This window comes from Streptomyces xanthophaeus (assembly GCF_030440515.1).
Taxonomy (GTDB): domain Bacteria; phylum Actinomycetota; class Actinomycetes; order Streptomycetales; family Streptomycetaceae; genus Streptomyces; species Streptomyces kutzneri.
On record NZ_CP076543.1, the window covers coordinates 5,700,703 to 5,725,827 of the forward strand.

21 protein-coding genes are annotated in these 25,125 nt (G+C 71.9%); 7 read left to right on the forward strand and 14 right to left on the reverse strand.

The annotated features are described in order from the left end of the window. Positions 1 to 61: 61 nt before the first annotated feature. Entirely contained in the window at positions 62 to 3,412 is a 3,351-nt protein-coding gene (locus tag KO717_RS25410; protein ID WP_301371540.1) for an AfsR/SARP family transcriptional regulator, read from the forward strand. Positions 3,413 to 3,468: 56 nt separating this feature from the next. Here the strand turns inward: KO717_RS25410 and KO717_RS25415 are convergent, their stop codons facing one another. The 3 genes from KO717_RS25415 to panB all read right to left on the reverse strand — a co-directional run bounded on the left by KO717_RS25415 (position 3,469) and on the right by panB (position 6,328). After that, complete coding sequence (locus KO717_RS25415) at positions 3,469 to 4,320, reverse strand: ABC transporter permease (protein ID WP_301371541.1); 852 nt, start codon at positions 4,318 to 4,320, stop codon at positions 3,469 to 3,471. Then, positions 4,317 to 5,330: an ATP-binding cassette domain-containing protein gene (locus KO717_RS25420; RefSeq protein ID WP_301371542.1), complete on the reverse strand. Its 1,014-nt coding sequence runs from the start codon at positions 5,328 to 5,330 to the stop codon at positions 4,317 to 4,319. Before KO717_RS25420 ends, KO717_RS25415 begins: the two co-directional genes overlap by 4 nt. 119 nt (positions 5,331 to 5,449) lie before the next feature. Further along, positions 5,450 to 6,328 (reverse strand): 3-methyl-2-oxobutanoate hydroxymethyltransferase, encoded by an 879-nt coding sequence (panB, locus tag KO717_RS25425; protein WP_301371543.1) that lies wholly within the window; start codon positions 6,326 to 6,328, stop codon positions 5,450 to 5,452. Between the two features lie 288 nt (positions 6,329 to 6,616). Here panB and KO717_RS25430 point away from each other — a divergent pair, with 288 nt between their 5' ends. Next, positions 6,617 to 7,645, forward strand: a complete 1,029-nt coding sequence (locus KO717_RS25430; protein ID WP_301371544.1) for an endonuclease/exonuclease/phosphatase family protein — start codon at positions 6,617 to 6,619, stop codon at positions 7,643 to 7,645. Positions 7,646 to 7,714: 69 nt separating this feature from the next. Here the strand turns inward: KO717_RS25430 and KO717_RS25435 are convergent, their stop codons facing one another. The 4 genes from KO717_RS25435 to KO717_RS25450 all read right to left on the reverse strand — a co-directional run bounded on the left by KO717_RS25435 (position 7,715) and on the right by KO717_RS25450 (position 13,089). Next, entirely contained in the window at positions 7,715 to 9,469 is a 1,755-nt protein-coding gene (locus KO717_RS25435) for an NAD+ synthase (RefSeq protein WP_301371545.1), read from the reverse strand. A gap of 71 nt (positions 9,470 to 9,540) precedes the next feature. After that, positions 9,541 to 10,761 carry a DUF4352 domain-containing protein gene (locus KO717_RS25440; protein WP_301371546.1) on the reverse strand — a complete coding sequence of 407 codons (1,221 nt, stop codon included), beginning with the start codon at positions 10,759 to 10,761 and terminating at the stop codon, positions 9,541 to 9,543. Positions 10,762 to 10,878: 117 nt separating this feature from the next. Next, positions 10,879 to 12,540, reverse strand: a complete 1,662-nt coding sequence (locus KO717_RS25445) for a multicopper oxidase family protein (RefSeq protein WP_301371547.1) — start codon at positions 12,538 to 12,540, stop codon at positions 10,879 to 10,881. 93 nt (positions 12,541 to 12,633) lie between these two features. Further along, positions 12,634 to 13,089, reverse strand: coding sequence for a hypothetical protein (locus tag KO717_RS25450; RefSeq protein WP_301371548.1), 456 nt, complete (start codon positions 13,087 to 13,089; stop codon positions 12,634 to 12,636). A 72-nt stretch (positions 13,090 to 13,161) separates the two neighbouring features. Here KO717_RS25450 and KO717_RS25455 point away from each other — a divergent pair, with 72 nt between their 5' ends. Then, positions 13,162 to 13,863, forward strand: a complete 702-nt coding sequence (locus tag KO717_RS25455) for a DUF998 domain-containing protein (protein ID WP_301371549.1) — start codon at positions 13,162 to 13,164, stop codon at positions 13,861 to 13,863. Next, complete coding sequence (locus KO717_RS25460) at positions 13,860 to 14,750, forward strand: alpha/beta fold hydrolase (RefSeq protein ID WP_301371550.1); 891 nt, start codon at positions 13,860 to 13,862, stop codon at positions 14,748 to 14,750. The genes KO717_RS25455 and KO717_RS25460 overlap by 4 nt, the downstream gene beginning before the upstream one ends. On the opposite strand, the gene KO717_RS25465 is transcribed toward KO717_RS25460, so the two are convergent. The 4 genes from KO717_RS25465 to KO717_RS25480 all read right to left on the reverse strand — a co-directional run bounded on the left by KO717_RS25465 (position 14,735) and on the right by KO717_RS25480 (position 17,165). Further along, positions 14,735 to 15,154 (reverse strand): CBS domain-containing protein, encoded by a 420-nt coding sequence (locus KO717_RS25465; protein WP_301371551.1) that lies wholly within the window; start codon positions 15,152 to 15,154, stop codon positions 14,735 to 14,737. The two genes, KO717_RS25460 and KO717_RS25465, sit on opposite strands and share 16 nt — an antisense overlap. Positions 15,155 to 15,301: 147 nt before the next feature. Further along, entirely contained in the window at positions 15,302 to 16,024 is a 723-nt protein-coding gene (locus tag KO717_RS25470) for a DUF305 domain-containing protein (protein ID WP_301371552.1), read from the reverse strand. After that, on the reverse strand, positions 16,021 to 16,722 hold the full coding sequence (locus KO717_RS25475; RefSeq protein ID WP_301371553.1) for a DUF3105 domain-containing protein: 702 nt from the start codon (positions 16,720 to 16,722) through the stop codon (positions 16,021 to 16,023). The genes KO717_RS25470 and KO717_RS25475 overlap by 4 nt, the downstream gene beginning before the upstream one ends. Positions 16,723 to 16,781: 59 nt before the next feature. Further along, positions 16,782 to 17,165, reverse strand: a complete 384-nt coding sequence (locus KO717_RS25480; protein WP_301371554.1) for a hypothetical protein — start codon at positions 17,163 to 17,165, stop codon at positions 16,782 to 16,784. A gap of 172 nt (positions 17,166 to 17,337) precedes the next feature. Here KO717_RS25480 and KO717_RS25485 point away from each other — a divergent pair, with 172 nt between their 5' ends. Beyond that, on the forward strand, positions 17,338 to 18,699 hold the full coding sequence (locus KO717_RS25485) for a glutamine synthetase family protein (RefSeq protein WP_189963779.1): 1,362 nt from the start codon (positions 17,338 to 17,340) through the stop codon (positions 18,697 to 18,699). 636 nt (positions 18,700 to 19,335) lie between these two features. Here KO717_RS25485 and KO717_RS25495 read toward each other — a convergent pair. Together KO717_RS25495 and KO717_RS25500 are read right to left on the reverse strand one after the other, a co-directional pair. Next, positions 19,336 to 20,388 (reverse strand): pentapeptide repeat-containing protein, encoded by a 1,053-nt coding sequence (locus tag KO717_RS25495; protein WP_301371555.1) that lies wholly within the window; start codon positions 20,386 to 20,388, stop codon positions 19,336 to 19,338. Between the two features lie 503 nt (positions 20,389 to 20,891). After that, complete coding sequence (locus KO717_RS25500) at positions 20,892 to 21,320, reverse strand: tyrosine-type recombinase/integrase (protein WP_437184575.1); 429 nt, start codon at positions 21,318 to 21,320, stop codon at positions 20,892 to 20,894. A gap of 230 nt (positions 21,321 to 21,550) precedes the next feature. On the opposite strand from KO717_RS25500, the gene KO717_RS25505 reads away from it, so the two are divergent. Together KO717_RS25505 and KO717_RS25510 are read left to right on the forward strand one after the other, a co-directional pair. Continuing rightward, the gene (locus KO717_RS25505; protein ID WP_301371556.1) at positions 21,551 to 22,222 is read left to right on the forward strand and encodes a hypothetical protein; all 672 of its coding nucleotides are present in this window, start codon (positions 21,551 to 21,553) and stop codon (positions 22,220 to 22,222) included. Positions 22,223 to 22,450: 228 nt separating this feature from the next. Continuing rightward, positions 22,451 to 22,948: a hypothetical protein gene (locus KO717_RS25510; protein ID WP_301371557.1), complete on the forward strand. Its 498-nt coding sequence runs from the start codon at positions 22,451 to 22,453 to the stop codon at positions 22,946 to 22,948. Between the two features lie 11 nt (positions 22,949 to 22,959). On the opposite strand, the gene KO717_RS25515 is transcribed toward KO717_RS25510, so the two are convergent. Then, positions 22,960 to 25,026: a PIG-L family deacetylase gene (locus tag KO717_RS25515; RefSeq protein WP_301371558.1), complete on the reverse strand. Its 2,067-nt coding sequence runs from the start codon at positions 25,024 to 25,026 to the stop codon at positions 22,960 to 22,962. Positions 25,027 to 25,125: the final 99 nt, after the last annotated feature.

Here is a 25,125-nt window from a genome sequence, read left to right on the forward strand (position 1 = left end):
ATCCCGCAGGCCCGGCGGAAAAGGGTGCGGGTCCGGTGCCGGGTGCGGGGACAATGGGCCGGTGCGTTACGCGATCCTCGGAACGGCCCAGGCCATGCACGACGACGGGACCCCCGTCGCCGTCGGCGGAGCACGCCTTCGGGCGCTCCTGACAGCGCTCGCACTGCGGCCGGGGCGGGTGGTGCCCGCCCGGCTGCTCGTCGCCGAGGTGTGGGACGGCGATCCGCCGGCCGATGCGATGGCGGCCCTGCAGGCGCTGGTCGCCCGGCTGCGGCGGGCGCTCGGGCACCCGGCCGTGCGCTCCGCGGAGGGCGGCTACCAGCTGGCCGCCGAGCGCGAGGACGTCGACCTGTACCGCTTCGAGCGGCTGGTCCGGGCCGCGGGCCAGGCGCCGGACCCGGCAGAGGCGGCGGCCCTGTACGAGGAGGCCCTCGCCCTGTGGCGCGGGCCGGCCCTCGCCGACCTGCCGGACCCGGCGGCGGAGGCCGCGCGCTGGGAGGCCGTACGGATGGACGCGCGCCGGGGGCGGCTCGCGGCGGCCCTGGCGATGGGCGAGGCGGAGCGCTGCCTGCCGGAGCTGACCGCGATGTGCGCGCAGCAGCCGCTGGACGAGCCGCTGCACACCCTGCGCATCCGGGCCCTGCGCGACGCGGGCCGCCCGGCGGAGGCGCTGGCCGCGTACGAGAGCCTGCGCCGGGAGCTGTCCGACCGGCTGGGCACCGACCCGGGCCCGGAACTGCGGGCCCTGCACGCCGAGCTGCTGACCTCGGACACGCAGCCGCCGACCACTGCCGCTGCCGCCGGCGCCGCTGCTGCCGCTGCCGCCGCTGTCGCGCCCGCCGCCGTCGTGCCCCCGGCCGCCCCCGCGTCCGCGGGTAATCTGCGGGCGCGCCTGACCACCTTCGTCGGCCGTGAGGACGACATCCGCGTCATCGGGGACGACCTCGCGCGGGCCCGCCTCGTCACGCTCCTCGGGCCCGGCGGCGCCGGCAAGACGCGGCTGTCCCAGGAGGCCGCCGAGGCCCAGGACGAGAGCGCCTGGCCCGACGGGGTCTGGCTCGTCGAACTCGCCCCCATCGACGGGCCCGGCGACCCGGAGGACGTCGCCGAAGCCACCCTCGCCGCGCTCGGGGCCCGGGAGACCAAGCTGCGCGGCGCCGCCGCCGAGGAGCTGCGGGCCTTCACCGAACGCGCCGGGGACGACCCCCTCGACCGGCTCGCCGAGCACTGCGCACGGCGCCGGCTCCTGCTGCTGCTCGACAACTGCGAGCACGTCATCGGCGCGGCCGCCGCCCTCGCGGAACGCCTCCTCACGCACTGCCCCGACGTCCGGATCCTGGCCACCAGCCGCGAACCCCTCGGTGTCCCGGGGGAGTCCCTGCGCCCGGTGGAACCGCTGCCCGACCCGATCGCGCTGCGGCTCCTCGGCGACCGCGGGGCCGCCGCCCGCGCCGGGTTCACCATCGAGGAGGACCCGGCCGCGGCCGCCGAGATCTGCCGCCGCCTCGACGGTCTGCCGCTCGCCATCGAGCTGGCCGCCGCCCGGCTGCGGCTGCTCACCCCGCGCCAGATCGCCGACCGCCTCGACGACCGCTTCCGGCTGCTGACCAGCGGCGCCCGTACCGTCCTGCCCCGCCAGCAGACCCTGCGCGCGGTCGTCGACTGGTCCTGGGACCTGCTCGACGAGGCCGAACGCACGGCCCTGCGCCGGCTGTCCGTCTTCGCCGGCGGCTGCGACCTCGCCGCCGCCGAGGCCGTCTGCGCCGACCCGTCCGACCCCGCCTCCTACGACGCCGCCGACGTCCTCGGCTCCCTCGTCGACAAGTCCCTCGTCGTGGCCGCCCCCGGACCCGACGGCCTCGGCATGCGCTACCGCCTGCTGGAGACGGTCGGCGAGTACGCCGCCGAACGCCTCGCCGAGACCGCCGGCGACCGCGAGGCCACCGAGCACCGCCACCTCGTCCACTACCGCGAGCTCGCCCGTACCACCGAGCCGCTGCTGCGCGGCCACGGCCAGCGGGCGGCCACCGACCGGCTCGCCACCGAGTACGAGAACCTGCGTACCGCCCTGCGCCGGGCCATCGCCGTACGCGACGCAGACGAAGCCCTGTGCCTGGTCCACTCGCTCGGCTGGTACTGGCACATGCACGACCTGCGCTCCGAGTCCCGGCACTGGGCCGAAGCCACCGCCGCCCTCGGCCCCAACCCCTTCGAGCCGCCCTTCACCGCCGCCGAGCCCGTCTACGAACGGCTCGTCGACACGCCGCCGCCCTACTCCGGCGAAACGCGCACCGAGGGCTGGCGCGCCGTCAACCTGGTCCTGCTGGCCTCCCGCGACCAGACGAACGAGACCTGGAACACCCCCTCGGTCCGCGCCCTGATCGACGGGGTCCTCGCCACCTACCGGCCCGGACTGCCGCAGACCTGCCGGACCCCCGCCTCCCTGTGGATCTACGCCGTCATGATCGCCGGCGACCCCGGACTGCTCCAGCGGGTCGTCGACGCGACCGTCGGGACGGCCCGCGAGCTGGGCTACCGCTGGGAGCTGGCCTCCGGCCTCCAGCTGCGCGCCAACATCCTCGCGAACCGGGCGGACTGGGCCGGGGACGCCTCGCGCGACGCCGACGAGAGCCTGGCCATCTTCCGCGAACTCGGGGACGCCTGGGGCTGCGCCGAGGCGCTGTCCGCCCGCGCCGAGGCCCGGGAGAAGCGCGGCGAGTACGCACTGGCCGCCCGCGACTACGAGGAGGCCATCGCCTACGCCGAACGCCTCGGCGCCATGGCCCAGGTGACGGTGCTGCGCGTGCGGATGGCCGGGACGCTGACCGAGGCCGGCCGGATGGAGGACGCCGAGCGGATCCTCACGGAGATCACCGCGACGGTGCAGCGGTACGGCAACGAAGCCATGCCCGCCGCCCGGATGTTCCTCGCGGGCATCCTCGGGCGCACGGGCCGCATCCCCGAGGCGCGCGCCCAGCTGCAGCTCCTGCGGGACGAGTTCGCCTTCGGCGCGTTCGCCATCTTCGACGGCTTCCTGCTCGGCACGATGGCCTGGCTGGACAACCGCCAGGGGCTGTACGAGGAGGCCCTCGACCGGCTGCGCCAGGCCATGGACACCGCCCTGGACCCGATGGCGCGGATGGTGGCCCCGCAGATGCCCGCGGTCCACCTGCTGACGGCTGCCTTCTCGCTGGTCTCGCTCGGCGGCCCGCGCCGGGAGTACGACGCCGCCAGGCTGCTGGGCGCCTACCGGGCGCAGCTGCCGCCCGCGCATTTCCCGGTCACGACGGAGCGCGAGGACCATGCCCGCGCGCAGGAGCTGGCCCGGGCGGCGCTGGGCGACGCCGTCTACGAGAAGGCGTACGCCGAAGGCGGCGGCCTCTCCCTGGAGGAGGCCACCGCCCTCATCTGATCCGGCCCCCGGCCGGTGCCCGTCCGGGACGCGATCCGAACGGATCGGTCCGCGGATCAGGTCTTCTGCCGGAACTTCCGTACCGCGAGCGGCATGGTGACCGCGGTGATGGCCAGCGACCAGACCAGGGTCATCCACACGGAGTCGCCGACCGGAACGCCGTTGATCAGGGAGCGGGCCGCGTCCGCCAGGTTCGACAGCGGGTTGTAGTCCGTGAAGGACTGCAGCCAGCCCGGCATCGTGGTGGGCGGGGCGAAGATCGAACTGCCGAACTGCAGCGGCATCAGGACCATCATCGCCATGCCCTGGACGGCCTGCGGGGTCTTCAGGGTGAGGCCGAGCAGGACGAAGATCCACATCAGCGAGGCGCCGAAGACGGCCGACAGTCCGATGGCGAGGAACAGGCCCAGCACCGAACCCTTGATCGACAGGCCGAGCAGGAAGCCCACGGCGAGCAGGATGGCGATGGCCACCATCATCCGGCCGAGCTCGACGACGATCTTGGCGATGAGCACCGACGACCGGGCGATGGGCATGGACCGGAACCGGTCCATGACGCCCTTCTTGAAGTCGTCGTTGACCCCGGTGCCGACACCCATGGCGATGTTCATGCCCATCATGGCCATGAGGCCCGGGACCACGTAGTTGACGTAGTCCGCCTGGTTCCCCTTGCCGGAGATCGCGCCGCCGAAGACGAACACGAACAGCAGCGTGAAGATGATCGGCATGAACACGACGTCGAACATCGACTCGGGATCCTGCTTGATCTGCAGGGCGTTGCGGCGCACCAGGGCGCCGATGTGCCGCAGGTTGCCCCGCAGGCCGATCCGGCCCTCGCCGTGCGCGGCGGCCACCGGAGCCGGACCGGAGGCGGTGGGAGCGGGCTTCGTCGTGGTTACGGTGCTCATGCCGCGACCTCCTCGGTCTTCTCGGTGGGAACGGAGTCCTCGACGGACGTGGGCTTCTGGCCGGTGATGGACAGGAACACCTCGTCGAGGCTGGGCAGGTAGGTGCCGAGGTCGGCGATCGCGTACCCGCGGGCGGCCAGCAGACCGACGACGGCCGTCAGCTGCTCGTCGCTGAGGATCGGGACCAGCAGCACGCCCTCGTCCGGTACGGCCTGGCTGCCGGCCACGCCGTCCAGTCCGGCCTCGGCCAGCGCGCGGGCCATGCCCGGCAGGTCCGAGGCGGCCACGGGGCGGATCTTCAGGGTGCGGCCGCCGACGCGCGCCTTCAGCTCGTCGACCTTGCCGTTGGCGATGACCTTGCCCCGGTCGATGACCGTCAGCTCGCTCGCGAGCTGCTCGGCCTCCTCCATGTACTGGGTGGTCAGCAGCACGGTGGCGCCCTCGGCGACCAGGCGCTGGACCTCGTCCCACACCTCGTTGCGGGTGCGGGGGTCGAGACCGGTGGTCGGCTCGTCCAGGTAGAGCACGGCCGGGTTGCCGATCAGGGAGGCGGCGAGGTCGAGCCGGCGGCGCATACCGCCGGAGTAGTTCATGACGGCCTTCCTGGCCGCCTCGGTCAGGGAGAACCGCTCCAGCATCTCGTCCGCGCGGCGGCGGGAGTCCTTGCGGGAGAGGTCGAGCAGCCGCCCGATCATGTAGAGGTTCTCCCAGCCGGAGAGCTTCTCGTCGACCGAGGCGTACTGGCCGGTGAGGCCGATCGTGCGGCGCAGCTGCCGCGGCTGGCGGACCACGTCGAAGCCGGCGACGGTCGCGGTCCCGGAGTCCGGGACGATCAGGGTGGAGAGGCAGCGGACGAGCGTGGTCTTGCCGGCGCCGTTGGGGCCCAGGACCCCGAGGACCGTGCCCTCCCGTACGTCCAGGTCGACACCGTCGAGGGCCTTGGTCTCGCCGTAGTGCTTGACCAGCCCCCGTACCTCCACGGCGTTGGGCTTGTTGTCGTTTCGCGTCATGCCCACATGGGACCAGCCGCCACTGACAAAGCACCGACAGCCGACCGACAAACGTACGACAGACATACGACAGCCCGCCGACACGCGGTCGGCGGGCTGTCGGGCCGTCGCTCACCGCATCAGTGGAAGGCGTGCTCCGCCTGCGGGAACGTTCCACCGACCACGTCCTCGGCGAAGGCCCGCGCCGCGCCCGTCATGGTCTCGCGGAGCTTGGCGTACTGCTTGACGAACTTCGGCATCTTCCCGCCGGTCAGGCCCATCATGTCGGTCCACACCAGCACCTGCGCGTCGCACTCCGCGCCCGCGCCGATGCCGACCGTCGGGATGTGCAGGGACCGGGTGACCTCGGCGGCCAGCTCGGCCGGGACGAGCTCCAGCACCACCGCGAACGCGCCCGCGTCCTGCGCCGCCTTCGCGTCGCGCAGCAGCTGGTGCGCGGCCTCGTCGCCGCGGCCCTGGACCCGGTAGCCCATGGCGTTGACGGACTGCGGGGTCAGACCCAGGTGGGACATGACGGGGATGCCGGACTGCACGATCAGCTCGGTCTGGGCCAGTGAGCGCTCGCCGCCCTCCAGCTTCACCGCGCCGACCCCGGCCTCCTTGACCAGGCGGGTGGCGCTGCGCAGGGCCTGCACCGCGCCTTCCTGGTACGAGCCGAACGGCATGTCGCCGATGACCAGGGCACGGCTCGTGCCCCGTACGACGGCCGCCGAGAGCATGGTCATCTGGTCCATCGTCACCGGGACGGTGGACTCGTAGCCGAGGTGGCAATTGCCCATGGAGTCGCCGACGAGGATGACCGGGATACCGGCCTCGTCGAAGACGGACGCGGTCATCGCGTCGTAGGCGGTGAGCATGGGCCACTTCTCGCCGCGTTCCTTGGCGAGGGTCAGGTCGCGGACGGTGATGCGCCGGGTGCCCGTGCCTCCGTACAGGGTGGGGGAGGCCGACGGAGATGCTGCTGCGGGTTCGCGGGCAGGCGAAACGGCATGCGTCATTGCAACTGCTCCTTGTGTCATCTCGAGGCGCCCTTACGACGTCCCCGGACTCACCCCCCATGGTGGCATCCGCGCGGGCAAAGGCGGAAGTGGTCCGTGGTGCGAGCCTGGCCACGGGACCCAATGTGCGCGTTTCGTGACAAGCGGAACCCCCTGCGCACGGCCGTTCGTCCTCCCGGACGTACGACCGTGATCGGCGGTCGTGACGTACGGCACGGAAGGCTCCGGTTCATCGCCTAGGGTCAAGGGGCGGGGACGGAGCGCGAGCACGGCAGTGAGGGCAGTGGTATGGCACAGGCGTACATGACGGAGTCGGGGAACGGCGGCTCGGAGCCCGAGCCCTCCGGAACCCGCCTCCGGCGCCGGCTGGCCGCACTGCGCAAGGACCCCGGAATCTGGCGGCGGGGCTGGATCCTCGCCGCGATCGCCGCGCTGATCTCGCTCATCATGATCTTCCACGCGGATCTGCCCAACCACGTGGGCAACCTCGGCAGCCTCACCGAGACCTTCCTGCCCTGGCTGGGCCTGGCCGTCCCGCTCCTGCTGGCCGGGGCCGTCTACCGCAGGTCCGCCATCGCGCTCCTCGCGATACTGCTGACGGCCGCCGTCTGGGCGAACCTCTTCGGCGGCCTGGTCAGCGACAAGTCCGGCTCCGGCGGCAACCTGGTGGTGGCCACCCACAACGTCGACGCCGACAACCCCGACCCGCGCGGCACCGCCGAGTCGGTGGCCCGGTCCGGGGCCGACGTCCTGGCGCTGACCGAGCTCAAGGGCAGCGCCGTCCCCGTCTACGAGAAGGCCCTCGCGGCCACGTACAAGCACCACTCCGTCGAGGGCACCGTCGGCCTGTGGAGCAAGTACCCGCTCAGCGCGAGCGCACCCGTCGACATCCGGATGGGCTGGACCCGGGCCATGCGCGCCACCGTCACCACCCCCCAGGGGCAGGTCGCCGCCTTCGTCGCCCACCTGCCCTCCGTCCGGGTCAAGCTGAACGCCGGCTTCACCGCCAACCAGCGTGACGACAGCGCCGACGCGCTGGGCGCCGCGCTCGCCTCCGAGCCGCTGAAGAAGGTCATCCTGCTCGGCGACCTCAACGGAACCATGAACGACCGCGCCCTCTCCGAGGTCACCTCGCAGATGCGCTCCACCCAGGGTGCGGCGGGCGACGGCTTCGGCTTCAGCTGGCCGGCGCAGTTCCCGATGGCCCGGATCGACCAGATCATGGTCCGCGGAATCCGGCCGGAGGCCTCCTGGACCCTGCCCCGCACCGGCAGCGACCACCTTCCCGTCGCGGCCCGGGTCACCGTGAAGCCCTGACGGACTCCGGTACGCGAAGGCCCCGGCCACGCTCCTCGGAGAGCGGCCGGGGCCTTCGCACGGCGGCGGCTACGCCCGCTCGCGCCAGCCGTTCGTGATGGGCAGCCGGCGGTCCTTGCCGAAGCCCTTCGCGGAGATCTTCGTGCCCGGCGGGTACTGGCGGCGCTTGTACTCCGCCGTGTCCACCATCCGCAGGGTCCTGGCCACCAGCTCCGGGTCGAAGCCTGCCGCCACGATCGCGTCCATGCCCTGGTCGCGGTCCACGTACATGGCCAGGACCGCGTCGAGCACCGGGTAGTCCGGCAGCGAGTCCGTGTCCACCTGGCCCGGGCGCAGCTCGGCGCTCGGCGGCTTCACGATCGAGTTCTCCGGGATCGGGGGGACCTCACCGCGCTCGGCGGCGGCCCGGTTGCGGTACTCCGCGAGGCGGAACACGTCGGACTTGTAGACGTCCTTGATCGGGCCGTACGCGCCCACCGAATCGCCGTACAGGGTGGAGTAGCCGACGGCCAGCTCCGACTTGTTGCCCGGGGCCAGCACGATGTGGCCCTCCTGGTTGGACAGCGCCATCAGCAGGGTGCCGCGCAGCCGGGACTGGAGGTTCTCCTCGGCCAGGCCGGTCAGGCCCAGCGAGGCCATGTAGGCGTCGAACATCGGCTCGATGGAGACGGTCCGGAAGTTCAGTCCGGTGCGGTCGGCCAGGTCGGCCGCGTCGTTGCGGGAGTGGTCCGAGGAGTACTTCGAGGGCATCGAGACGCCGTAGACGTTCTGCGCGCCGATCGCGTCGCAGGCGATGGCGGCGACGAGCGCCGAGTCGATGCCGCCGGAGAGGCCGATCAGGACGGAGCGGAACCCGTTCTTCTTGACGTAGGCGCGCAGTCCCACGACCAGCGCGTTGTAGACCTCCTCGTCGTCGTCGAGCCGGTCGGCGTAACCGCCGGTGACCACCGGCTCGTACGGCTCCACGGGCTCCTCGGAGAGGATCACGCGCTCGATGCGCAGCCCGTCGTCCACCACACCCTCGGGCGCGTCGGCGCGGGCGGCCGGCAGGTCGAGGTCGACCAGGACGCAGCCCTCGGAGAACTGCGGGGCGCGGGCGATGACCTGGCCGTCGGCGTCCACGACGATCGAGTCGCCGTCGAAGACCAGCTCGTCCTGCCCGCCGATCATCGCCAGGTAGGCGAGGGTGCAGCCTGCCTCCTGGGCCCGCTTCTGGACCAGTTCGAGGCGCAGGTCGTCCTTGTTGCGCTCGTACGGGGACGCGTTCACGGAGATCAGCAGCCCGGCCCCGGCGGAGCGGGTGGCCGGGACCCGGCCGCCCTCCTGCCAGAGGTCCTCGCAGATGGCCAGGGCCACGTCGACCCCGCCCACCCGGATCACCGGCTGCGTGTCGCCCGGCACGAAGTACCGGAACTCGTCGAACACGCCGTAGTTGGGAAGGTGGTGCTTTGCGAAGCGCAGGACGACCTGCCCGCGGTGCAGCACGGCGGCCGCGTTCTCGGGGGAGCCGGCCGGGCGGCCCAGGCGGGGTACGGCCCGCTCGGTGCGGTCGAGGTAGCCGACGACGACCGGCAGCTCGCCGAGGCCCTCGGCCGCGAGCCGCGCCGCGAGCTCGCGCAGCGCGGTACGGGAGGCCTCCACGAAGGACCCGCGCAGGGCGAGGTCCTCGACGGGGTACCCGGTCAGCATCATCTCCGGGAACGCCACCAGGTGGGCGCCCTGCTCGGCGGAGTGCCGGGTCCAGTGGACGACCGAGTCGGCGTTGGCGGCGATGTCGCCGACGTGCGAGTCGATCTGATTCAGAGCGAGTCGAAGTTGAGGCACGGGGCCCAGTGTAATCGTCTTTCTGACGCGATGTCCTGGGCCCCGCCTGTTTCCTGCGTTGTGACGTTCCGTCAGCCGATCGGGCCTGCGAACTTCGCCTTGTCGCGCACGGAGCCGGGGGAGACGTCCGCGGTGATGGCCTTGGTGCCCTTGGGGACCTCGTAGGCCACGACCCCGCTGGCCGATTCGCCCGGCAGGATCGAGCCCTGGATCATCTTCGGCATGCTGCCGCCGTCGTAGACCATCTCGGCGGTCATGCCCTGGTCGTCGCGGACGTCGGGCACGGCGTAGATCACTTCGTGCGGCCTGGTCGACCCGTTGGTGATGGTGATGGTGAGCTGGACCGCGTTCTTGATCCTCTCGCGGGAGTACTTGCCCTGCGGCTCGTACTTCGTCGGAACCGAGAGGCTCACCTTGAGGCCGTTCGGGTACGTGAAGGTCTCGCCGAACTGCAGCGCACTGGTCAGGCCGGGGACCTGGGTGGGCGAAGGGGACTCGGACGGCCAGGGCTTCCTGCTGGGGTAGCGCCCGTCCGCATCCCAGTCCTCCTCGATCTGCCGGTCGAGGCGGCTGTCGGCCCGGTCGACGACCAGGGCGGTGAGGAAGAAGCCGCCGACCGAGGAGAACAGGCCGAGCACGGCGAGAACGGTACCGACGACGGCCATCGACTTGTTCGGGGCGCCGTTGTTGGCGCGGGCGATACCGCCGATGCCGAGGCCCACGCCGACGGCGGCGATCAGGGTGCCGGCCCAGAAGAGGAACGGGATGACGCCCAGGAAGATGCCGAAGCCACCGGTGATGACGGCGGCGACCGCCAGGCCGTTGCCGGTCGGGGTGGCCTGAGGGTACGCGGGGTACGCGGGGTACTGGGCTCCGGGGAAGCCGGGGGTGGGCTCACCCCACGGGTGGCCGGGGGCGCCGGGTGCGCCGGGTGCGCCGAAGCCTGCGGCCGCAGGGGCGGGTGCGGGCGGCGTCGGCGGGGCGAAGGCAGGCGGGGCGAAGGCCGACGGGGTGGGAACCGGCTCCGGGGCGGCCGCGGCAGGCGCGGGGGCCTCGGGGGCCTGGGCTGCGGCCGGAGTCTCGGGGGCCGCCGGCGCCGCCGGCGCCGCCTCGGGGGTCTGCGGCGCCTCGGGGGCTGCCGGGGCTGCCGGGGCGGCGGGGGCCGCCGGCGTCTTCTCCAGCGAGAGCGGCTGTGCGGGCGCCGGTATGGAGTCCGTCTCGGGTATCGGGGTGCCCGCCGGCTCGGCCGGCGGACCGACGGGGGTGCTGGGCGGGTTCGGCGGGGTGCTCATACCGGCGGGGTCGTCCTTTTGTCGCTGCAGTCGTGATCACCGCAAGGGTGCCATGCCCCCGCCCGGGGCCCACCCCAATTCCCGCCCGGCCCGGAGGCCGGGCGGGCAGGCCCCGGCCTACAGCTGGTAGCCGAGCACCGTCATCATCCCGGACTCCGAGTGGTAGACGTTGTGGCAGTGCGTCATCCACAGCCCGGGGTTGTCCGCGTCGAAGTCCACCGTCAGCCTGCGCCCCGGCAGGAGGATCGCGGTGTCCTTGCGCGGCCCGCCTTCCTGCCCGCCCAGCGCGAAGGTGTGCCCGTGCAGGTGTACCGGGTGCCACATCGGGGTCGCGTTGCGGAACTCCAGCCGGACCCGCTCGCCCGCCTTCACCGGGTGCCGCTGGTCGGGCGCGTACGGCTTGCCGTCGAAGGCCCAGTTGTAGTTGGTCATGGAGCCGGTGAGCCGGAGCTGCACCGTACGGTCCGGGTCGCGCGGGGCCAGTGCGACCGGTTCGGCGGCCCTCAGTGCGTCCGCCATCAGCGGCGGCGCGTCCAGTTCGGCCGGCCGGGTCGCGGACGTGGGCGCCGTCCCCGACCCGGTGCGCAGCACCGCGAGCGCCGAGCCCTCCTTGCCCTCGGCCAGTGCGGTGAGGGGGAACACTCCGTCCTTGGCGGTGACGAGGACGTCGTACCGCTCGCCCATGCCCAGCAGCAGTGACCCCGTCGTCGTCTGCTCCACCGGATAGCCGTCGGTGTGGGTGACCGTCAGTTCGTGGTCGCCGAGGGCGATCCGGAAGGCGGTGTCCCCGCCGGCGTTGATGATGCGCAGCCGGATCCGGTCGCCGGGCTTGGCGGTGAACACGGAAGGGTCGTCCGCCACCCGCCCGTTGACCAGGTAGTAGGCGTAGACGACGTCGCCCGCGTCCCCGCCCAGGTAGTCGCTGTGGCCGCCCATGGCGACGTAGGAGCGCTTCTTGGTGCCGCCGGCCGAGGCGGAGGTGGAGGGTGAGGCTGAGGTGGAGGGTGAGGGGGAGGGGGAGGCGCTCCGGCCGTGGGCCGCGTGGGCTCCGCCGTTGCCGTTCATGCCCTTGCGGAGCTCGGCGAGGACGGCGTCCGGGGTGGCTCCGTCCACCCCGTCGATCCAGTCGTCCAGGACCACCACCCACTCCTTGTCGTAGGAGAGGGGCTCCTTGGGGTCCTCGATGACGAGCGCGCCGTACAGGCCACGGTCCTGCTGGACCCCGGTGTGCGGGTGGAACCAGTACGTGCCCGGGATCGGGACGGCGAACTTGTACGGGAAGGACCCGCCCGGGGCGATGTCCCGCTGGGTCAGACCCGGGACCCCGTCCATGTCGTTGCGCAGTGCGAGGCCGTGCCAGTGCAGGGAGGTGGCCTCGGGGAGGTTGTTGGCCAGGGTGAGGGCGAGCGTGCCGCCCGCCGTGGCCCGGACCTCCTGGCCCGGCAGCTTGTCCCCGTACGCCCAGGAGCGGACGGTGATGCCGGCGCCGAGGTCGAGCGGGGTGGCGGTGGCGGTGACCTTGACCTCGGTGAGCGGGCCGGTGGCCTTGCGGGCGGCCTCGGCGGCCTGCACCTCGGGCCCGGCCGGGTCCACGTACCCCTCGGGCACGTCGGTGGCGGAGCCGCCGTGGTTCATCGAGCCGTGGCCGGTGCCGGCGGACCCGGCGGACCCGGCGGATCCCCCGGAGCCGGCGGATCCGGCGCAGGAGGCGAGCAGCCCGGAGCCGAGGAGGGCCGCGGATGCGCCGAGCACGGTGCGACGGGTGGGAAGAGAGCGCATGGGAGCACCTCATGGGTGTGGTGTTACGGATGCGTGGGCACGGTTCGGCGCCGCCCCGGGCATGCGCGGGCATGCGGGGGCGGCGGCGTCGGCCTACACCCGCAGGACCGCCAGCCGGGTGAGGAGCTCGCGGGGCGAGGGCGGGTCCGGACCACCGCCGGACCGGACCGGTATGCGGGCCGCGCCCCCGAGCGGCGCGGCGCGACGGGATCCGGTCCGGCCGGTGCCGATGAGCAGGACGACGAGCCCCGCGAGCACGGCGAGGCAGACCGACGTGGGGTCCATCTCGGTCGCGGGCATCGCGTACCCCCACACGGGGACCGTGGGGGAGGGCACGTCGGTGGCCGGGGCCGAGGTGTGGCGCGTGCCACCGTGCCCGGCCGGGGCGGGGTGTCCCGCCGAGGCAACGGAGTGGGCCGGGGACACGTCTTGCCTGGCGTGGGACTCGGTCGGATGGCCCAGGGTGTGCATGGTGACGACGCCCAGCAGCAGCGCGGCGAGCAGCAGCAACCGGGACCCCGGGGCGGCTCGCCGAGCACTGCGCGTCATGACGGGAACCCTACCGGGGGTGGGTATCCGATCGTAGGACCGACCCCGCGTCTGCTTAGGATTAGTCACACTATGTCCCCACATGGACTCTCGCCGCGGACCGCCTGGCCGGTCGCCACCCTGATCGGTCTCGCCGCGGCCGCCTACACGGCGTGGGTGCTCGAAGTGGTCCTCTCCACGGGCCTCAATCCGATCGAGACGTACGTCAGCGAACTCGCCGCCCAGGACCAGCCGCTCGGCGGCCTCTTCCGGGCCACCGACTTCACCGCCGGGCTGCTCGCCTTCTCCGGAGGGCTCCTGGCCCTCGTCCGGCTGCTGAAGTACGCGGAGTCCCGCCGCGCCTGGGCGGTCATCGGCTGGTCCGGGGTCGCCCTCTTCGGCGCGGCCACCGCCGCCGACGCCTGGCTGCCGCTCAGCTGCCAACCCACCGTGGACCCCGAATGCGCCGCCCGGGAGACCGCCGGACTGGTCCCCGCGACCCACCAGGCCCACGCGGTCAGCAGCAGCCTCGCCATGACCGGGGCCCTCGTCGGCCTGGTGGCCCTCACGGTCGCCGCCCGCCGCTACGGCTGGTTCGCCCCGCTCGCCCGCTACGGCCCCGCCCTCGTCGCCCTCGAACTGCTCGCCACCGTCTGGACCCTCTCCGCGATCGCCCTGTTCACGGCCGGGCGCGGGACCTGGGCCCTCGGCGCAGGCCAGCGGCTCCAGGTGCTCCTCGTCGCGCTCTGGCTGGGCCTGCTCGCCCACTCCGTCCACAAGGAAGGCCGTACGTGAGCGTCACCGGCCGATTCGTCACCGCCGGCCCTGTCGACGGGGTGCCGCTGCACGTCGTCGTCGAAGGCCGAGGACCCGTGTGCGTCCTCAGCGCCGGGCTCGCCATGGCCTGGTTCGACTGGGACCCGGTCGTCGCACCCCTCGTCGCCGCGGGCCGCACCGTCGTCCGCTTCGACCGCCCCGGACACGGCCTCAGCGGCCCCGCCACCGAGCCGCCCACCACCGCCGGGGAGGCCCACCGCATCGCCGGGCTGCTCGACGCGCTGGGGCTCGGCGCCCCGGCCGCCGGTCCCGTCACCGTCGTCGGGCACTCCATCGCCGCCTTCCACACCGAGGCCTTCGCCCGCCTGTACCCGCAGCGCACCGCCGCGCTCGTCCTCGTCGACGGCAGCGTCGAGGAGGCCCCGCACACGCTCCTGCCCGCCGCACTGCGCACCGGGGCCGCCCGCGCCCTCGGCCGGGCCGTGAGCGCCGCCGGACTGCCGGCCGCGCTGGGACCGCTCGTGCGGCGCGCCACCGTACGGGCCTCCCGCACCGGCGGCTCCGACCCGGCCGCACCGGACCTCGTACGCCGCTGCTACCGCACCGGCCGGGTCTGGCGAGGCGCCCTGCTGGAGAACTCCCGCTACCTGGACATGGCCGCCGAGCTGCGGACCCTGCGCGAAACGCGTCCGCTGGCCGTCCCCACCACCGTCCTCGCCGGTTACGACGGCTCGGCCGGGCGCCCGGCCCTGCGCTGGCTGGCCCGGCAGGCGGACCTCGCCGACCTGCTCGGCGCCCGTTTCGAGGTCGCCGAACCCGCCGGCCACCTGGTCATGCTGGACCGCCCGGGCCAGGTGGCCCGGGCGGTCCTGGCAACGGCCGGGCAGGGTCAGGCCCGCGCGTAGACCTTCTCCACGAAGGTGGCCATCTGGTCGTCGGTGAGGTGCTGGGCGAGGTCGGCCTCGCTGATCATGCCCACCAGCTTCTTGTTCCGGATCACGGGCAGCCGGCGGATCTGGTGGCTCTGCATCTCCTCCAGCACGTCGCCGACGTCCGCGCCCGCGTCGATCCAGCGCGGGGTGCCCTGCGCCATGTCACCGCAGGTGACCTTCGCCGGGTCGTGGCCCTTGGCCACACAGTTCACGACGATGTCGCGGTCGGTGATGATGCCGCACAACCGCTCCTCGGCGTCGCTGATGGGCAGGGCGCCCACATTGAGCCGGGCCATCAGCTGGGCGGCCCGGTCGAGGGTCTCGGTGGCGGGAATCCACTGGGCCCCGGGGTGCATGATGTCTGCGGCGGTGGTCATCGTCGAACCTCCTGAGCACGCCGTCCGACACCGGGCGCGGACGCGTCCGGTGCGGCGTCCCCACCGGTCCGGTACGGGTCCTGCGCGGCGGAGCACACGCCCGTACGGGTGAGAGGGCGCCTCTCACCACGGTACGGGCGTGTCCCGTCACCCGCGCGGCGCGGCTCCGCGCTGCCGCAGCATGTCCGCCATCAAGGTGAGCTCCGAGCGCTGCGCGTCGACCATGCCCTGCGCCAGCGCCCGCTCGACCGGCGTCTCGCACTGCTGCGCACAGCCCTCGGCCATCGCGACGCCGCCCTTGTGGTGGTCGGTCATCAGCTGGAGGAACAGCACCTCCGCGTCCCGCCCCGAGGCGGCACCCAGCTGGTCCAGCTCCTCCTTGGTGGCCATGCCCGGCATCAGCGCGCCGGGCTTGGCGGCACCCGCGTCGGCGCCGTGCCCCGCGTGCCCGCCGTGGCCGCCGGAGGCCCCCATCCAGGACATCGGCGGCTCGCCGGCCACCACCTTCGGCAGCCCCCACAGGTCCAGCCAGCCGAGCAGCATGCCCCGCTGGTTGGCCTGGGTGTTGGCGATGTCGTAGGCGAGCGTGCGTACCGCCTCGTCCTGCGTGCGGTCGCGGACGACGAAGGACATCTCCACCGCCTGCTGGTGGTGCACCGCCATGTCCCGGGCGAAACCCGCGTCCGGCGACCGGAGCCCCGGAGTGCGGGGCGCCGACGCGGGGGCCGACGGGCCGGAGCCGGCGGAACCGCCGCCGTTCGCGGCGGCCACGGTCGCGGCCGCCGCGAACAGCAGGGCCAGCAGGACGGCCGTGCCCGCGACCCAGTACGTACGGGGAACGGGGCGGACGGGGCGGACCGGGCGGCTCACTTGCCGGCCAGCCCGCTCGTGCAGGCCGCGCCCGGCTCCGGGGTCTGCTCGCCCTGCACGTACTTCGTGAAGAACTGCGAAACCCGCGGGTCGTCCGCGCTGTCCACGGTCAGCTGCTTGCCCCACGCGCTGAGCATGATCGAGCCGGTCTGCTCCTTGATCGGGCTCATCAGCGTGTACGGCGTCTTGCCGACGGTCGCGGCGAGCTTGTCCACGTCGGCCTTGGGGGCCTTCTCGTTGTACGTCACCCAGACCGCGCCGTGCTCCAGCGAGTGCACGGCGTTCACCTCCGGCACCGGGTTCTTGTAGACGTCACCGTTGCAGTTCATCCAGCGGGGGTGGTGGTCACCACCGACCGGCGGGTTCATCTCGTACGTCACCGGGGTCTCGACGTGGTTGCGGCCCAGCTTCTTCACGTCCCAGAGCTGCTCGCCCTCGACCGGCTGCTTGCGGATCTCCTCGGCCTCCTTGCGGAACTTCGCCGCGGCCGCCTCCTTGCGCTGCTCGGCCTGCTTCTGGCCGATCAGCACCCAGGCGCCGAAGCCGACGAGGCCGACGACGACGGCGGACGCCGCCGTGATCGCGATGGCCTTGTTGCGCCGCTCCCGGATCTGCTCGGCGCGGCGCATCTCGGCTATGCGTGCCTGACGCGAGTTCGGGTCGGTGTGCTGGTCGGTCCTGCCGGACTTGCTGGCCATGTGCCCTGGTTTCCTTCTGCTGAGGGGGGTGGAATGAACGCGGAACCGAACCGGACCGCTCAGGTCCGCAGCACCTGGAGGGCATACAGGTCGGGGGCGCGCGGCGGAGCCCCGTACAGCCGGATCCGCGACGCCCCAGAGGCGACCGCGGCGGGCTCCGGCACACCCATGGGGCCCGTCACGGCGGGCGGCGGCACGGGCAGCACACCCGGAGTGACGCGCGTGAGCGGCGAGCAGCCGGGGAGGTCGTACGGAGACACGCAGACCACGTGCGCCGGCGTCCCCGCCACCACCTGCACACCTGGCGACGGGACGTGCGACTCGCCCGGGCGCGCACACAGCAGCAGCGTGCCGGCCAGCACCCCGAAGACGATCAGCAGGGCGGCACGCCGAAGCCCGGGACGTCCGCGACGCCCCGGCTGCGTGTGCTGCCGGCCCCCCATGGGCGCAGATGGTAATGCTCATGACGGCTCCCAGGTCAGTGCGGGGGTGCCGCGAGCTTTCCCGGGTGCGTAATGTGGCGGAAACCACGACTGGCGATACTGGGCGCGCCCGACTGTGCCCCGACTGTCGAGGCGGTGGTGCACAGGCCGTCTGAACTGCGAGGATGAAGGCATGGACAAGCAGCAGGAATTCGTCCTCCGGACGCTTGAGGAGCGCGACATCCGCTTCGTGCGCCTGTGGTTCACCGACGTACTGGGCTTCCTGAAGTCCGTCGCGGTCGCGCCGGCGGAGCTGGAGCAGGCCTTCGACGAGGGCATCGGTTTCGACGGCTCCGCGATCGAGGGCTTCGCGCGGGTCTACGAGTCCGACATGATCGCCAAGCCGGACCCGAGCACGTTCCAGATACTGCCGTGGCGCGCGGAGGCCCCCGGGACCGCCCGGATGTTCTGCGACATCCTGATGCCGGACGGCTCGCCGTCCTTCGCGGACCCGCGCTACGTCCTCAAGCGCATCCTGGCCAAGACCTCCGACCTGGGCTTCACCTTCTACACCCACCCGGAGATCGAGTTCTTCCTGCTGAAGGACAAGCCGCTGGACGGCACCCGCCCGGTCCCGGCCGACAACTCCGGCTACTTCGACCACACCCCCCAGAACGTGGGCATGGACTTCCGCCGCCAGGCGATCACCATGCTCGAATCGATGGGCATCTCGGTGGAGTTCAGCCACCACGAGGGCGCCCCCGGCCAGCAGGAGATCGACCTCCGCTACGCCGACGCGCTCTCCACAGCCGACAACATCATGACGTTCCGCCTGGTCATGAAGCAGGTGGCCCTCGAACAGGGCGTGCAGGCCACCTTCATGCCGAAGCCCTTCTCGGAATACCCGGGCTCGGGCATGCACACCCACCTGTCCCTCTTCGAGGGCGACCGCAACGCCTTCTACGAGTCGGGCGCCGAGTACCAGCTCTCCAAGGTCGGCCGCTCCTTCATCGCGGGCCTGCTGAAGCACGCGGCGGAGACGGCCGCGGTCACCAACCAGTGGGTCAACTCGTACAAGCGCATCTGGGGCGGATCCTCCCGCAGCGCCGGCGCGGGCGGCGAGGCCCCCTCGTACATCTGCTGGGGCCACAACAACCGCTCGGCCCTGATCCGCGTCCCGATGTACAAGCCGGGCAAGACGGGCTCCTCGCGCGTCGAGGTCCGCTCGATCGACTCGGGCGCCAACCCCTACCTCACCTACGCGGTCCTCCTCGCGGCCGGCCTCAAGGGCATCGAGGAGGGCTACGAACTCCCGGCGGGCGCCGACGACGACGTCTGGGCCCTCTCCGACGCCGAACGCCGCGCGATGGGCATCGAACCCCTCCCGCAGAACCTCGGCGAGGCCATCGCCCTGATGGAACGCAGCGAACTGGTCGCCGAAACCCTCGGCGAGCACGTCTTCGACTTCTTCCTGCGCAACAAGAAGCAGGAGTGGGAGGAATACCGCTCGGAGGTCACGGCCTTCGAACTCCGCAAGAACCTCCCGGTGCTCTAACCGCAACTCAAAGCCCCCTTGAGGCATGCACGGAATTCCGGGCCGACGGTCGTTGACTGCCGGCCCGGAGCCGTCTCAATCCCCCTGGGCCTTCTGTGGGCCGTCCGACGCAGAACCTGAGGCCTCGTACATCCCGTCCACGGCCTTCCGGGTCCGCCCCTGACTGCTCGGCATGAGGTGCGTGTACGTGCGGAGGGTGAGGCCCGGGATTCCGTGCCCAAGGTACGTACTGAGCGCCTTGATGTTCTCCCCGGCGTCCAGCAGCACTGAGGCGTAGAAGTGGCCTCAGGCATGCATTTCGTGCTCCCGTGCGGCCTCGTGCCGCTGTCCGGGCTTCGGCTCCTCGATCACCCCTGCCTCGACGAGGGCGGGTTTCCACACGCGCGTGTTGAAGTCGTCGGTCCGCCGCACCGTTCCACCGCCAGAGAGCGAGAACAGCGGTGGTTGGTGACGGGAGGCCCGTCCGGTCGGGGCCAGGGCAGTGCTGCTTGAGGACATGCGCGATGCGGTTGGAGAGCCGAACATCTCGCTCCTTCCCACCCTTGGGAGGCGAGAACCCAAGGTGGCCGTTGACCACCTTCACTTGATGGGCTACGTGGAGCCACGGGAGCTTGGTTGACGTCATTCCCGCTCAACTCATTGAGGGAGAGAATTCACCCCAAATAATGCGAGTTCCACCGTATTCGGCCCATCAAAGGAGACTGCTCCTCCGTCGCATTGTGCGCCGTCGAAGGAGACTGTGCCGCCTTCAAAAGCGGCAGCGAAGTCAACCTCGCTGCCGCTGAACGTCGCACCGTTAAACGAGACCTCACCATCAGTGATCAAGGCTTTGAAATTCATCATTACCTTGCTGAAGTTAGCTCCTTCGAAGGAGACCTTGGCGCCGCCGAATAGTGCGTTAAAGTATACGTCGCCGCCGCTGAACTGCGCGTCATTGAAAATTGTTGTCCCGCCGGCGTAAAAACGTGCGGCGGTGAAAGATGTTGTGCCTTTAAAAACTGAATTTGTGAAGTTGAACCACATGTCGAAGATTACGAGCTTAAAGGACACCTTGCCATGAAAGTGGCAGTCGGAGAAGTCGGCGCCTTCGAACCTGGCAGAGGTGAAGTCGAAATCAGACTCTGACCAGGACGTTGGAGATTGTGGGTCTTGGAGGTGGCTGTGGATGACCCGGATGATTGTTTGGCGTACTTCCCTTTCGCCCGGCTTATGGTTGTCGGATGCTTCGTCGCGCTCGAAAGGCATACGCATGTACGCGCATAGGACGTCGATGCAAACCTGCCGTTGCTCGAGCCACTCATCCGCGAGCTGCGCCATGGCGTAAACGCCAGCGAGGCGTACGGCGGCCATGGTGTGACCTAGCTGTTCGGCTGCGGAAGTGTAGCGCTCAATGAGTTGTTTATCATCGGCGCGGTAAACTTCACTTTCGGCAATTCGTTGCTTACGGTAGGCGTATACTCCGGCAAAGATGGCAGCGATCAGAGTGAGAATTGCGAGAGTGCTCCTGATGGATTCCCCTGCCTTAGCCTCGCCTCCCTCAAGATGCTCGACGATCCAGTAGATCCCGCAGCCGACTGCTACAGCAACAATGAGGGCTAGTGCGCCTGCGATCCAGACATTCGACAGCCTTGGCGCATGCCGGCCGCTTGACCCTGTTGCCTGGCGCTTTCCGAAGCGTGGAGCTGTCACGGGTGTCAGTGTTGTTCTTCTTGACCCTTACCGCCACCTGAGGCACCCATCTGTGAACGTTACGAGGCTGAAGCGGTATTGCTGCCAGCCGACCGTTGGGCCCTGCATTGCCTACAGCGATCAATCGGCATGCGTACGGCACGGCCTCATTCACCGCTGCACGGGCCCTCTCCGTGCTCTGAGGGCAGCACTAAGCTCCGCGTGGGACAGCAGCTGCTCGATTGGTCGGCAGTGTATGCCGCCAGTACGCGTACAAGAGAAGGTTCTCGGTGTCGGAGTCTTGGGGGGAAGGGCGCCGGTTGCTGGTATCACCCGAGGCAATTGGAAGTGCTGTATAGAAGGGAGGGACCTGAGGGCTGCCGCCGTTTGCAGGCTGTCGCTCGGAGGTCACGGCCTTCGAACTCCGCAAGAATCCCCCGGTGCTGTAGCCCCAGGTCAGCGCCACTGTTCGGATTTTCTGACACTCCGGGCCGGCGGTCGATTACCACCGGCCCGGAGTCGTCTCACTGGCCTTGGACCGTCCGTGGGCCGTCCGACGCGGAATCCGAGGCCTTGTAGACCCCGTCCACGGCCTTCCGGGTCCGACCCTCGCTGCTCGGCATGAGGTGCGTGTAGGTCCGGAGCGTGAAGCCGGGGTCGCCGTGCCCCAGGTACGTGCTGAGCGCTTTGACGTTCTCGCCGGCGTCCAGGAGCACCGACGCGTAGAAGTGCCTCAGCGAGTGCATCCCGTGCTCGCGCGCGGCCTGGTGACGCTCGCCGGGCTTCGGCTCCTCCAGCACCCCGGCCGCGACGAGCGCGGGCTTCCACACGCGGGTGTTGAAGTCGGTCCGCCGCACAGTCCCGCCGCCGGCGAGCGAGAACAGGAGCCGCTTCCTGAAGGCGTTCTGGATCGCCGTGGGCTCCGGTGTACCGGGTGGGTCCGGGGTGGGCACGCAACCAGCTTGAAAGACGCGCGGGACCGTGGCGTACGCGGCGGGCGTGTGGGGCGGCGACGAGATAGGCGACGCCAACCGGGCGTGGGTGGCGGCGCACCACCCGGAGGACGCGCTGCTCCGCCGGGTGGACGCCCGGCTCGGGCCGGCGGTGGACGACTACCTGCGGTGGCGGCGTGGTTGCGGGATCGGACGGGTGGGTAGCGGGGGGGAAAAGGGGGGGGTGCGAAGTGGCGCAGAAGGTAGGCGGGTACGTCGCGGTCGGGGGGTCGGTGGCTGCGGTCGTCGGCGCGGGCGTGCTGCTGTGGAACTGGGCGGACGGGGCGCCGTGGACGGCCTGGCCGCTCGTCCTGCTCGGGGCGGGCCTGGTGACGGCGCTGGTCGGGCTCAGGCTCCGGCCAGGTCTGGACCGGTGGGCCGACGCGCTGGCCGCCGGCGGGCTGACGGTGTTGGTGCTGGCCGGGGTCGTGACCACGGGCGGCACGGTGGAGCAGGTCCAGCTCCGGGGGCGGACGACGGAACCGGTAACGATCGAGCTCAGCGGTTGCCGGGTGACCGGCCGGCACTGGGACGAGGGCGCGGGGCCGGAGGACGAGGTCGAGTGCCGGTACGTCTGGTCGGTCGGTGGACGCACCTTCGACGAGGTGCGCTCGGCGGACAAGGTGCACCCGGACGGGCACCGGATCCGGCTGTGGGCGTCGCCGGAGGGTGGGGAGCTGGACGAGCACTCGTGGCAGACGGTCGCGGCGATGGGGCTGTCCGCGGCGGTGGTGGACGGGCTGGCGCTCCTGGCCGGTGCGGGGGCGTGGCGCCGGGTGTCGAGGCGGCGGGCCGAGCGAACGGGCGTGGCGGCCGAGCCGGTGCTCACCGCAGGCTGGGCGGGCACTGGCCGCGATCGCTGAGGCACGGGGCCAGTTCGGAGCCGCGCGGCATGGCGGTCAGGGTGAAACGGCCCATCGCCGCAGCTCAATTGCAGATCAACAGATCGACCGTCGACCCGGAGTTGTTTCGTCCGGCCGGGTCGGGAACCCCTAGCATGTGGCCGCCGGCCGGGTGGCGGGTCATAGGGGTGCGGGGGGAAGAGCGTGAGCGGGAGCAGGGGCGGCGTGTGGGGGGCCGTTGTGGGGGTTGTGGGGGTTTTGGTGCTCGCGGGGGTGCTCGGCGTCGGTGGGGCCGTGCTGGCTTCGGCCGAGGAGGACGGGCTCGACGGCTGGGTGAGGGAGCCCGCCGGGGCGGAGGTTCCGGTGCGCGCCGGGGGAGATCCGTCGCCTGCCACGGTCGCGGCGGAGCTTGCCGCCGCCGCGGCTGCCGCCGGGCTCACCCCGGGCGCCGCGTACCCCGCGGAGGAGGGGGAGCTCGCCGACTGCATCGCGGACTGGAGGGGCGACGGCCCCGCCGACGGCGGCCGGCTGGCGGCTCTCGAAACCGCTCTGGAGGAACGCGGCTGGCAGGTCACGGCCCGCCAGGGCGGGCCGGCTCCGGCGGTGGCCCTGAAGAGCGGCTCCTGGCGGCTGGAATTCACCAACGGCGGCCTCATCGACACCCTTTCGCTGGTGGCCACCCGCTCCGGCCGCACCTGCGAAGAAGCCTTCCGCCGCGCCGAAGCGACCCGCGGCCCGCGCGGGTAGGTCCGCGGGCCTCAGTGGACCGCGCGGTGCCAGGTGGGGCGGTTGGGGGTGGTGGGGGTCGTCGTCGTGTGGAGTTCGGCGTCCAGGCCCAGGACCGCCGTCGTGGTGGTGCCCGAGGGTTCGAGGACGGCCGACGGGGCGCCCGCGAAGAGCATGAGGGATTCGGCCCATGCCGGGGGGCCGCCGAGGCCGGTGGTGCTGACGGTGCCGCTGTCCGCGCGGCCCACCATGAGGCGGCCCGCGGCGCCGACCGCGCCGTAGCCCGCGCGGCCGCCCGCCTCCGTGACGCTGGAGACGTGGGGCCGGACCGAGGGGCCCGCCGTCACCAGGGCGGTGCGGACGACCCCAGAGTCCGGGCGGCGGAAGTAGAGGCGGACGCCCGCGCCGTCCGGGCAGGCCGACAGGGGGACCGTGGTGGCGGGCAGGCCCGTCGGCGCGGGGCCGAGCAGCGGGGTGTCCGGGGTGCGCTGGGTCCAGGCCAGGACGGACGTCGTGGTGGTCGCGTACACGTGGCGCCGCCCGGCCGCGTCGATCGCCGTCACCGGGTCGCTCTGCAGGTCCTCGCCGCCGAGCCGCTCCCACGGGGAGAAACCGCCGTCCGGCTGCTGGGTGCTCGCGCGCAGGGTGCGGCGCGAGTCGCGGAGGTAGACGGTGAGGAAGCCCCGCGCGTCCACGGACACCGCGGGTGCGCTGATCGCCGAGGTGCCCTCGTCGTCGGTGCGTTCCGGGGTGCCGAGCGACTGCCACGGGCCGAACGGGCCGTCGGGCACGGACTGGACGGCGTACACGACCTCGCGCCGGTACTCCGCGGGCGCGGAGCCGAGAGTGGTGCGGGTGGCGAGGACGGCGACGCGGCCGCCGGGGAGGCGGGCGGCGGTGGCACCCGGGTCGATGCCCGTGCCCGGGAGGAAGACCGGGCCCGCCCAGTCGCCGCCGGGGGTGCGGGTCCAGTACGCGGTCTGGCCGTCCAGCGTGGCGAAGGCCCACAGGCGGCCGGGCGTTCCCTCCGTCAGCCAGGAGGTGTTGTCGGCGCGCGTGTAGCGCAGCGACTGGGCCCAGTTGCGCCCGGTCGGGTTGCCCGCGACCTTGCGGTCGCCGCAGCCGGACGGGCTGCCGCAGTAGTCCTGGTGGTCCTGCCAGGCGTAGGTCCTCAGGAAGCCGGTCTTGGTCTCGGCGGTCTGCGGGTCCAGCGCGTGCGGGAGGGTGCTGTTGTGGTAGCCGAGGTAGCTCTGGACCGTGAAGTGCGGGCGCCTGCTGACCTGGGCGGCGTAGGCGGCGGTGGCGGCCTGCACGAAGCGGGCGCCGTACATGTGGTCCTGGTGGTCGGTGTACCGGCCGGCCCCGTCCTCGCCGTAGCGGTTCGGCGTCGGGTCCTGCATCCGTATCGTCGTCGGCCGGTAGAGGTCCAGGACCCCGGCTATCGCCTGGACGAGCTGGTCCTTCGTGTACGTGAACGGCTGCCTGACCGGGGTGCCGGAGGTGAGCTGGGCGTCCAGCGCGGCTATCCGGCCGTTCCACAGGCCGCGCAGGCTCTCGGGGGTGTCCCCGCCGGTGCTGCGGGCCTCCCGCAGCATCAGCCACACCAGGTTGACCTGCGGCTTCGCTATGAGCACGTCGAGCTCGGCGCGCCCGCCCCCTGCGGTGGGTATGACCGTACGCTTCCACGCGCTGGTGCGGTCCCCGGTGGCCATCTGCGCGTACGCGGAGCGGATGCCGTTCTGCCGGGCCTCCGCGTAGTGGGCGCGGTCTGCGGGCTGCTGGGGGTCGGTGGCGGCGCCGCCGTGGGCCTCGTTGCGGCCGTCGGACTCGCCGGAGGTGAGGTAGGCGGTGGTGACCTGGGTGCCGGACAGCAGGGATCGGCTGAGGTCCGGGTTCATGAAGAACAGGTCGTCGTCGGGGTGGGCGACGATCTGGACGACCGAACCGGCGGTGACGCTCGCGGGCCGGGCCGTGGCCGGGTTCTTCTCCTGGGTGGCTTCGGCGGTGGTCTGCTGGCCGGAGGCCACGGACAGCACACCGGTGGCGCCGGCTGTCAGCACGGTGAGCAGGGCCGCGAAGCGGCGACGGGTCACGGGCATCGGGTCACGCCTCGGGTCGTGTTCTGGGCGGAGAAAGCGTCGAACAGTCAAAGAGAGGGCGAATCGGCCGACTTGGTTCACCGATTTCGCAGATGACCG